The organism is Streptomyces turgidiscabies Car8 (genome assembly GCF_000331005.1).
GTDB classification, from domain to species: domain Bacteria; phylum Actinomycetota; class Actinomycetes; order Streptomycetales; family Streptomycetaceae; genus Streptomyces; species Streptomyces turgidiscabies.
Window position 1 is genome coordinate 1 of record NZ_AEJB01000282.1, and the last position, 5,901, is coordinate 5,901.

5 protein-coding genes and 1 pseudogene are annotated in these 5,901 nt (G+C 71.8%); 2 read left to right on the forward strand and 4 right to left on the reverse strand.

All coding sequences use genetic code 11. The annotated features are described in order from the left end of the window. Positions 1–26: 26 nt before the first annotated feature. Together STRTUCAR8_RS18820 and STRTUCAR8_RS18825 are read left to right on the forward strand one after the other, a co-directional pair. Complete coding sequence (locus STRTUCAR8_RS18820; protein ID WP_044472445.1) at positions 27–1,751, forward strand: fused response regulator/phosphatase; 1,725 nt, start codon at positions 27–29, stop codon at positions 1,749–1,751. A 40-nt stretch (positions 1,752–1,791) separates the two neighbouring features. After that, a complete protein-coding gene (locus STRTUCAR8_RS18825) occupies positions 1,792–2,148 on the forward strand; it encodes a 5-carboxymethyl-2-hydroxymuconate Delta-isomerase (RefSeq protein ID WP_006377421.1) in 357 nt (118 codons plus the stop codon). Between the two features lie 23 nt (positions 2,149–2,171). On the opposite strand, the gene STRTUCAR8_RS18830 is transcribed toward STRTUCAR8_RS18825, so the two are convergent. The 4 genes and pseudogenes from STRTUCAR8_RS18830 to STRTUCAR8_RS18845 form a co-directional block, all read right to left on the reverse strand. Beyond that, entirely contained in the window at positions 2,172–2,891 is a 720-nt protein-coding gene (locus STRTUCAR8_RS18830; protein ID WP_006377419.1) for a TetR/AcrR family transcriptional regulator, read from the reverse strand. A 56-nt stretch (positions 2,892–2,947) separates the two neighbouring features. Then, a complete protein-coding gene (locus STRTUCAR8_RS18835; protein ID WP_006377423.1) occupies positions 2,948–4,027 on the reverse strand; it encodes a PDR/VanB family oxidoreductase in 1,080 nt (359 codons plus the stop codon). Beyond that, on the reverse strand, positions 4,027–4,920 hold the full coding sequence (locus STRTUCAR8_RS18840; RefSeq protein WP_006377420.1) for a metal-dependent hydrolase: 894 nt from the start codon (positions 4,918–4,920) through the stop codon (positions 4,027–4,029). Before STRTUCAR8_RS18840 ends, STRTUCAR8_RS18835 begins: the two co-directional genes overlap by 1 nt. Before the next feature lie 148 nt (positions 4,921–5,068). Further along, positions 5,069–5,901, reverse strand: a pseudogene (locus STRTUCAR8_RS18845) (hypothetical protein); the annotation flags it as partial.

Here is a 5,901-nt window from a genome sequence, read left to right on the forward strand (position 1 = left end):
CCACCGGTGTGTCCAAGGGCGGCAGGATGGACGGCAACGGCAAGTGGACGGACACCACCGTGCTGGTCGTGGACGACACCGCGGCCAGCCGGTACGCGATGAGCGCGCTGCTCCGTCGCGCCGGTTACCAGGTCGTGGCGGTCGCCGGCGGCAGGGAGGCGCTCGACGAACTCGACGCACGGCTGCGCAAGGGGACACTGCCCGACGTGGCCCTCATCGACGTGAACCTGCCCGACATGAGCGGCGTCGACCTGTGCCGCCGGCTCAAGACCCGGCCGCACATGGCCGGTCTGCCCGTCGTGCACTTCTCGGCCTCCTCCGTGTCCCCGGGTGACCGCTGCGACGGACTGGACGCGGGCGGGGAGGCGTTTCTGACAGTGCCTGCCGGACCCGAGGAGATCGACGCGGTACTGCGGGCCGCGGTGCGCGCCGCACGGCTGCGGGCCGACGACCAGGCACTGGCGCGGCGGCTGACCCGGCTGTCGGAGACGATCTTCACCATCCAGGCAGCGCGCTCCCTGCAGGAACTCGCCGAAGCCGCCGCGGAGGGCGCCGCGCGGCTCACCGGCTCGCCCGCCGCCGTGTTCTTCCTCGGCCCGGACGACGAGCTGTACCGCGCCACCTCCCGTGACCGCACCTCGCTCGCCATGCCGGACGAGAGCGCCCACCGCGTCGTGGCGGGACTGCTCCGGCGGCTCACCCGCGGGCACAGCGGGGTGCAGATCACCACGGTGCCCGCGCCGCTGTGGCCCGCCGGGTTCTTCCGGCCGGGCATGGAGCACGACGCCCGCCTCGTACTGATCCCCACCGAGGACGGCCGGGCCTCGGTGTGCCTGGCCACGCCCACCCGCGGGCAGCGCAGGGTGAGCCCCGAGAACGAGTCCCTGGTGGCCCGGCTCGCCCAGGCCACCGTGCTCGCCGCCGAGCCGCTGCTCATGTACCAGGTCGAGCGGCATGTCGCCCTCACCCTCCAGCACAGCTTCCTGCCCCGCCCCGACCGGCTCCCCGAACTGCCCGGCATCGACGTCGTGGTCCGCTACGTCCCCGCCTCCCGGGACGCGGAGATCGGCGGCGACTTCTACGCCGCCCTGCGCACCGAAGACGGTGTGCTCACCGCGGTCGGCGACGTCGTCGGGCACTCGCTGGAAGCGGCCACCGTCATGGTCGAGATCCGGCACGCGCTGCGTGCCTACTGCGTCGAGGAGAGCGACCCGGCCGTGCTCGCCGAGCGCCTCGACCGGATGCTGCAGCGCTACCACCCCGAGGTCACGGCCACCGTCTGTCTGGTCCACGTCGACCCGGGCAACGGGCGCACCCTGATCGCCAACGCCGGTCACATCCCGCCGCTGATCATCCGCGACACCAACAGCGCCGAGTACGCCAAGGCCGAGGGCCCGCTGCTCGGCGTGGGACTCGCCCATCCGCCGCCCACCGAACTGTTCCTCGAACCCACCGACCGGCTCCTCATGATCACCGACGGTCTGATCGAGACCCGGGGCACCGACCTCGCGGACTCCCTGGAACACCTCCGCGCGGCGGCCTCCGGCGCGCTGCCCGGCCTGGACGCCCTGTGCGACACACTGCTGGTCTGCTTCGGCCACGACCGGGAGGACGACATCGCGATGCTGGCGCTGCGGCTCACCGACCAGAGGCCCGGCAGGCCGCAGCCCCACCGTTCCGGAGCCCCCTCGACCGGAGCCCGCTGGTCAGAGGCAGGTCGGCCGGAGCCCGCAGGTGACGGCTCCGGCTAGGGTGAGACGACCGTGCCGTCATAGAACAGGGGTTTGATCCATGCCGCAGATCACCGTCGACTACTCGAGTCCGCTGACCGAGGCCTTCGACCGGCGCGCGTTCGCGCTCGCGCTGCACGAGGAGGTCGTCGCCACGGCGAAGGCGAAGCCCGAGGCGTGCAAGACGCAGTTCCGCCGCACCGAGGACGCCACGGTCGGGGTGGACAGCGACGGTCACGCGATCGTGCACGTCTGGATCGGCATGCTCACCGGCCGCTCGGTGGAGACGAAGAACCAACTGACGGAAGCCGTACTGGAGTTGGTACGCACCCATGTGAAGCCGGTCGAGGGACTCGCCCTGCATGCCTCGGTCGAGGTCCGCGAACTCGACGACTCCTACCGCAAGTTCGACAACTGAACCCGGCCGCCCGACAGCTCCACCTAGGACGCGAGTGAGATGAGCCGTGCGACCAGTTCGCTGAACGGCCCGTCGGCAGGCTCCTGTTTGAGCATCCGGCGCAGCAGCGCGGCCATCTCCTCGTCATAGGCGGCGCTCACGGCGGCCAGCGCCGCGAAGTCGTGCACGAGCTGCGCCTCCAGCTCGGCGCGCGGCACCCGCCGTCCGTCCAGCCAGATCAGTGCGGTCGACTCGACGAGCGATATCCACGTCCGGATGACCAACTCCAGCCGGGCGGGCGCCTCTTCGACGGGCAGGTCCAGATGCGACAGTATCTGGACGTACGCGGCCTGCCGTACGGCGTCGATGAGCGCGTTCGTCGCCGACGAGCTGCCCGAACGCACCTCGTCCGCGGACACCGCCGGGCCGCCGCGCATCAACGCCGCGAAACCGGGCCCGTGTTCGTCGACGAAGTCGAAGAACCGGCGCATCACCCGCAGCAGCCGCGACCCCAGCGGACCCTCGTGCGGTTCCACGAACCGGCCCGCCAGATCGTCCGACGCCCGCTTCAACGCGGCCTCGTACAGGCTGAGTTTGCCGGGGAAGTAGTGGTAGACCAATGGGCGCGAGATGCCCGCGGCCGACGCGATCTCATCGATGGAGACCTCGTCGGGCGAGCGGCGGCTGAACAGTTCGAGGGCGACGCCGATCAACTGCTGCCGGCGTTCCTCGACTCCCATTCTGCGGCGAACCCCGGTTGTCATGCGAACACCTTACCGATCGGATACGGCCCGCAACGGACGGGTCCGACCGAGGATGTTCACAAATCCAGCACAAGTGGACCCCGTCGTGCCCGTGACACACAGATCAGCATCGAGTCGGTCCGCTCGGCATCGGTCAGCAGCTCGTCGCGATGGTCCACTTCTCCTCCGAGCACGCGCTGTTGGCAGGTCCCGCAGAACCCCTGCTCGCACGAGTACGCGGTGTCCGGCAGCTCCGCCCGTACGGCGGCCAGCACCGTCGAGTCGGCCGTCACCTTCAACGTCCGCCCGCTGCGCCGGAGTTCGACCTCGAAAGGCCGGTCGCCCCCGGTCGACGTACGTGGGCCGAAGCGCTCCCGACACAGCACGGCGCCCTCGGGAATCCGGGCCTCGACCGCCGCGGTCAGCGCCTCGGGGCCGCAGCAGTAGACGGCGGTCTCCTCGGGCAGTTCCGCCGCCACGTCCGCGAACAGCGCGTCGAGGTCGGGCAGCCCGTCCTCGTCCTCGGCGACGACGGTGACGCGTCCCGTCCCGGCGTCCGCGCCCAGCTTCTCGATCTCCGCGAGGTACGGCATCGAGGCCCGGCTGCGGCCCCCGTACAACAGCCGCCATTCCAGGCCGGGTTGAGCATCCACCGCCCGCAGCATCGGCAGGATCGGGGTGATCCCGATACCGCCGGCCACGAAGACGTACGCCGGCGCCGGGGTGAGCGGGAAACGGTTGCGCGGGCCGCGCACCTCGACCGTCGTGCCCGCCCGCACCTCCTCGTGCACCTCGCGCGAGCCGCCGCGCCCGTCCGGCACCAGCCGCGTGGCGACGGTGTACGCCGAGGTGTCCGCCGGGTCCCCGCACAGCGAGTACTGCCGCACGAGCCCCGACGGCAGCACCAGATCGAGATGGGCCCCCGGCGTCCAGCCCGGCAGCTCCCGCCCCTCCAGGCGTAGTTGTACGACACCGTCGGCGACCTTCTCGTACGAGGCGACCGTCAGCCGCAGAGCCCGTGAGCGCGGCCGGCCGGAGACCGGCTCGGCCAGCCCGGGCAGCGGCCACAGCGGCGCGGCCTCGATCCGGCGGCGCATGGCCCGCCGGGCGAGCAACGCGGCCCCGGCGGTGAGCGCGAGAGTCAGCGGCCGGGGCATCAGGCGGCACCTCTGTCGGCGGCGACGGCGGCGGGGGAGGAGGCCAGATAGGCGACGGCCTGCTCGGTGGAGCCCTCCTGGGAGGGGTGGTAGTCCCGGGCGAGATAGCGCGGCACCGACCTCACCATGGCCCGGGTCGACGGCAGCAGACCCCGCTTGCCGCGCACGTAGAAGCCGCGGAAGGTCGGCTTGCGGAGGTCGGGCGCCGGGTCGTTCGCCATGAAGAACCGCACCCCGCGCTGCCACAGGAAGAACATCACCAGCAGCCCGGTCAGCCAGGTCCGCACCCGCCTCCGGTAGCCCCCGTCGACGTGTGTGAACAGGTCGAAGGCGACCGACCGGTGCTCGACCTCCTCGGCACCGTGCCAGCGCAGCAGGTCCAGCATGGTCGGATCGGCACCGCGCCGGTCCAGCTCCGACGCGTTGAGTATCCAGTCACCGAGGAACGCCGTGTAGTGCTCGATGGCGGCGATGACGGCGACCCGTTCCATGAGCCACCACTTACGCGCCCGGCGGCCCGGCAGGAACCGGTCGCCGAGCAGCTTCTCGAAGAGCCAGTCGACCTGGGCGGTGTAGGGCGTCGGATCGAGCCCCGACTCCCGCAGATGCGGGAGGACTTCGTCGTGGGCCTGGGAGTGCATGGCCTCCTGCCCGATGAACCCGACGACGTCCGCACGCAGCCGCTCGTCCCGGATGTACGGCAGCACCTGCTTGTACACGTGCACGAACCATCGCTCACCGGCGGGCAGCAGCAGATGCAGCACGTTGATGGTGTGCGCGGTGAACGGATCCCCCGGCACCCAGTGGAGCGGGGTGCCCTCCCAGGAGAAGGACACCTTGCGCGCCTTGAGCGGTGTGTGTTCGGCGGGGGTAGGCTCGGGCTTGTTGTACATGGCGTCAATGTACTGACGGGTAGCGGGCAGGGAAACCCTCAGGCGCCGACTTGTTGACGGGAACGTCAGCTAGGTGCTCCGCAGGGTATGCGGTTGTCTGCGGGCCGGTGGGGGCTTGTCGCGCAGTTCCCCGCGCCCCTTTGGGGCGCTACCGCAGGCCGCCGATCTGCCGACCGTCCTTGAGTGTCCCCTTCAACCCCGCCTGAGCCCCCTGCTCGGTCCTGGCCGCCAGCAAGGCACCCCGCGCGGACGAACTCACCCCGCCCGTCGCCGTGATCGACGCCGTGTTCTGCGCGCCGGCGGCAAGCATGTACCACTCGCCCGCCCCCGACTTCCACAGCACACCGGCGAGCACGTTCGGGTCGCGGGGACCGCACGCCGGGCTGGTCCCGGACTTCGCCGCGATCGCCCCGAACTGCCCGCCCGGCGTGTGGAACTGGGCCAGGACCTGGGCGCCGTCACCCCGCCAGGTCTCGGCGCGGGTGCACACCCAGTCGGCGGCGCCGCTCGCGTCGGGCAGCGGCTGCTCGGCGTACTGCCAGGCGTTCACCGAGCGCACGCCCTGGGAGTGCATCGCGGCGAGGGAACAGGCGAAGGGCGACCACGTCGCCAGCGCCGTCGGGGCCGACGCCTCGCGGGGTGCGGCCGGGCGGCCCGTGGTGAGGTGGGCCGGGACGAGTTCGCCGAGGTCGCTCAGCAGTCGGGCCCCACCGGCGTCGGTCACCTGCAGCGTGTTCCAGGCCTGGCAGGCGCCGGTCTGCGCGACCGGGCTGGCCAGCGGCCCGCTCACCCCGTCGGTCAGCCCCAGGTCGATGGGCGTCGCCGACGGTTTGCGCAGGTCCCGCATCTCCGCCTTGAGCACCCAGGGAGCCGTCAGATAGCGGACGTTGCCGTCGGCCCGGTCGAGCACCACGGCGTCGGCCTCGGCGCCGGTCGCGCCGTCGACGCGGGCGAAGTCCAGGGCGGCGCCACTCGTGCCGT

Bases quoted from the DNA above. Each gene is read 5' to 3' on its own strand.
- STRTUCAR8_RS18820 (WP_044472445.1), top strand. From the start codon at position 27: ATGGACGGCAACGGCAAGTGGACGGACACCACCGTGCTGGTCGTGGAC.
- STRTUCAR8_RS18825 (WP_006377421.1), top strand. From the start codon at position 1,792: ATGCCGCAGATCACCGTCGACTACTCGAGTCCGCTGACCGAGGCCTTC.
- STRTUCAR8_RS18830 (WP_006377419.1), bottom strand. From the start codon at position 2,891: ATGACAACCGGGGTTCGCCGCAGAATGGGAGTCGAGGAACGCCGGCAG.
- STRTUCAR8_RS18835 (WP_006377423.1), bottom strand. From the start codon at position 4,027: ATGCCCCGGCCGCTGACTCTCGCGCTCACCGCCGGGGCCGCGTTGCTC.
- STRTUCAR8_RS18840 (WP_006377420.1), bottom strand. From the start codon at position 4,920: ATGTACAACAAGCCCGAGCCTACCCCCGCCGAACACACACCGCTCAAG.